This is a genomic window from Mesorhizobium sp. M7A.F.Ca.CA.004.12.1.1 (genome assembly GCF_003997835.1).
Lineage (GTDB): Bacteria > Pseudomonadota > Alphaproteobacteria > Rhizobiales > Rhizobiaceae > Mesorhizobium.
In genome coordinates this window covers 1-2,624 of record NZ_RZRK01000837.1, presented here as the reverse complement: position 1 = coordinate 2,624, position 2,624 = coordinate 1, and the positions used below count along the sequence as shown (strand labels likewise).

At 63.1% G+C, this 2,624-nt stretch carries 3 protein-coding genes; all 3 read left to right on the top strand.

Going from position 1 to position 2,624, the window contains the following annotated elements:
- Positions 1–285: 285 nt before the first annotated feature.
- Positions 286–1,449, top strand: coding sequence for a glycosyltransferase 87 family protein (locus EN984_RS30470; protein WP_127269057.1), 1,164 nt, complete (start codon positions 286–288; stop codon positions 1,447–1,449).
- Entirely contained in the window at positions 1,442–2,431 is a 990-nt protein-coding gene (locus EN984_RS30465) for a glycosyltransferase family 2 protein (RefSeq protein WP_127269058.1), read from the top strand. The genes EN984_RS30470 and EN984_RS30465 overlap by 8 nt, the downstream gene beginning before the upstream one ends.
- Positions 2,428–2,624, top strand: a 197-nt coding sequence (locus tag EN984_RS30460) for a ChbG/HpnK family deacetylase (RefSeq protein WP_127384184.1), incomplete at its 3' end; no start/stop codon positions are given. The genes EN984_RS30465 and EN984_RS30460, both read left to right, overlap by 4 nt.

Genomic DNA, 2,624 nt, shown 5'->3' with positions numbered 1-2,624 from the left:
TGCCGAGGCCATGACGCGGGTGCCGGCGGAACTGGCCAAGCCGAACGGCAAGGTGTTCATCCGGCCTTAGGCCAATTCGAAAGGTTCGAGAAGCTTGGACGCGAGGGGGCCTCGGAGTGCTTTGCGTCAGAGATCGCCGGTTATCCGCCGCCTCGGGACCGTCAGGCCGATACCCGCGTCCATCAAGCCCCCTATGCCATGCCGCTGCGTCCGTGATATGCCGCCGCCATCGAATGCCGGGACAGGCTGGACCGAGCTTGTTCCGGGATTGTGTGGGGTGCCTTGATGACGATTTCCAAGCCGGTTTTCGACCGTTTGGGGTTTGGCCTGTGGATCGGAGCGTTCCTGGTCGTTCTTGCCATGGTCCTGCGGTCGCCGTACACGCGGACGGTATGGAAGGCCTATATAGACGGCAGCGAGGCGCTTCTGGCCGGTCTGCCGCTCTACGACACCCAATCCGAGATGGGGTATCTCTACGCGCCGGCCTTTGCCGCGCTCTACACTCCGATAGTCAAGCTCGGTCCGCATCTGGGCGGCGTGGTGTGGCACTCCCTCGGGTTTGCGGTGCTGACCTATGCCGCGATGCGGCAGGTGCGCAAGCTCGGTGGTGGCGAGTTGATGTGGCTGCTTTCTTTCGGCCTCTTCCTCGCTTTGCCGATGGCGCTCGGCGCGATCCGCAACGGTCAGGCGACGATCCTTTTGACCGCCGCTTGCTGGCTTCTCACATTGTCGGCGCTGGAAGGGCGACGGGCGGAGACGTTCTTCTGGGCTTCGCTTGCCATCATCGCCAAGCCGACCGCGATCATAATGCTGTTGTTGGTAGGAGCCCTTCGGCTTCGGTTGATACCGGTGCTGGTGCTGGCGGTGCTGTTCGTGCTCGCACTGCCTTACGCTTTTGCTCCCGCCGGCTATCTCAACGATCAGTATCGTGTCTTCGCCCAGATGTTGACCTCCATGGCCGTCGACAATACCAGCCATTTCGTGTCCACCGATTTCACGGCACCGTTCACCACGATAGGGCTGCCGATACCGGAATTCGGCGCAACGATCGTGCGCATGGTCATGGCCCTCCTTACGCTTTCAGCCGTCATCTGGTTCGACCGCAGGCTCGAAGGGGGAAAGGCAGCGCTGGCGATCTTCCTGACGGCCACTTTCTACATGTGCGTCTTCAACCCGCGCGTCGAGCCCAACACCTTTGCCATGATCGCGGTACCAGCCGGTCTTGCCATCGCCCTGTTGTGGCGCGAAGAACGAGGCGGCGTCCTCGCCTCGGTGCTGTCGATGACGCTGTTCGTGACCGGGCTGAGCGGCGTCGAGCGCCATGTGCACGATTTCCTCTTCCCCTGGTTCCGGCCGGTGGCCGTCACTTTCATCGCCGGTTCGCTGATCTGGTGGTTCTGGGCCAAGGCACGGGAAAAGGTGGTGAATGCGGGAGTCGCGAATGGCTGAGTTGCGACAGAGCCTCGATATCGTTGCGCCATTCTTCAACGAGGCGGCTTCGGCATCGGCCTTCGCGCGCCTGCTCGGCGAGCTCGAAGCGGCCGTGGCACAGCGCTTCGGCATGACCGTGCACAAGATCCTGGTCGATGACGGCAGCCGTGACGACGGCGCCGGACGATTTTCGCAGGCGCTGACGGGATCGTGGGAGATCGTCCGCCTCAGCCGCAATTTCGGCAAGGAAGTCGCTGTGCTCGCCGGCCTCGACCAGTCGCGCGGCGACATGGTGCTGATCATGGACGCCGACCTCCAGCATTCCCTGGACATCAGCCTGAAGCTGATCGCCGAGCTGGTGAACCATCCCGACATCGACGTCGTCTATGCCCAGAACGACCGCCGCGAGGCGAGTTGGCGGCGCAGCCAGCTTGCACGGCTTTTCTACAGCCTGATCAACAGCAGCCAGCGTTTCGACATTCCTGAAAATGCCGGCGACTTTCGCGTCATGCGCGGCGCCGTGGCGCGCGCACTGACCAGCCTGCGTGACAAGCGTCGCTTCAACAAGGGCCTGTTTGCCTGGGCGGGCTTTCGCCAGAAAGCATTGCCCTATTCGCCGGAAGGCCGCGCCAGTGGCACATCGAAATGGAGCCGGCTCAACCTGATCGCCTTCTCGCTCGAAGGGTTCACCTCGTTCTCCGTCATTCCGCTGCGCCTGATCAGTCTTAGCGGGCTGCTCGCGGCGTTGGCCGGCGCGCTCTATGGTGCAAAGGTGTTCTTCGAGGTGATCTTCTACGGCATTGCCGTTCCGGGCTACCCCAGCCTGCTGGTTGCCGTCGTTCTGCTCGGCGGCCTCAACCTGACCCTGCTTGGCCTGATCGGCGAATATGTCTGGGTGACGCTCAGCGAGAGCAAGGATCGGCCGGTCTATCTCGTGCGCGATGTCGTGCGCAGCGATGCCTCCGCCGACCGGCCGGAGCCGGGCTCTTCGAACAGATGACGCGGCGCATTCGCCTGATCGCCGACGATTACGGCCTGGCGCCTGGCGTTTCCGCCGGGATTCTCGATCTTCTCGATCGGGGGCGCCTGACCGGCACCAGCTGCATGACCGGCTTTCCCGAGTGGGCAAAGGAGGCAGAGCGCATAAAACCGCTGTGCGGCCGGGCTGCGGTTGGGCTGCACCTCACCTTGAC

What these genes read in the sequence shown, in the direction of transcription:
- EN984_RS30470 (WP_127269057.1), top strand. Translation starts at nt 286, where the DNA reads ATGACGATTTCCAAGCCGGTTTTCGACCGTTTGGGGTTTGGCCTGTGG.
- EN984_RS30465 (WP_127269058.1), top strand. Translation starts at nt 1,442, where the DNA reads ATGGCTGAGTTGCGACAGAGCCTCGATATCGTTGCGCCATTCTTCAAC.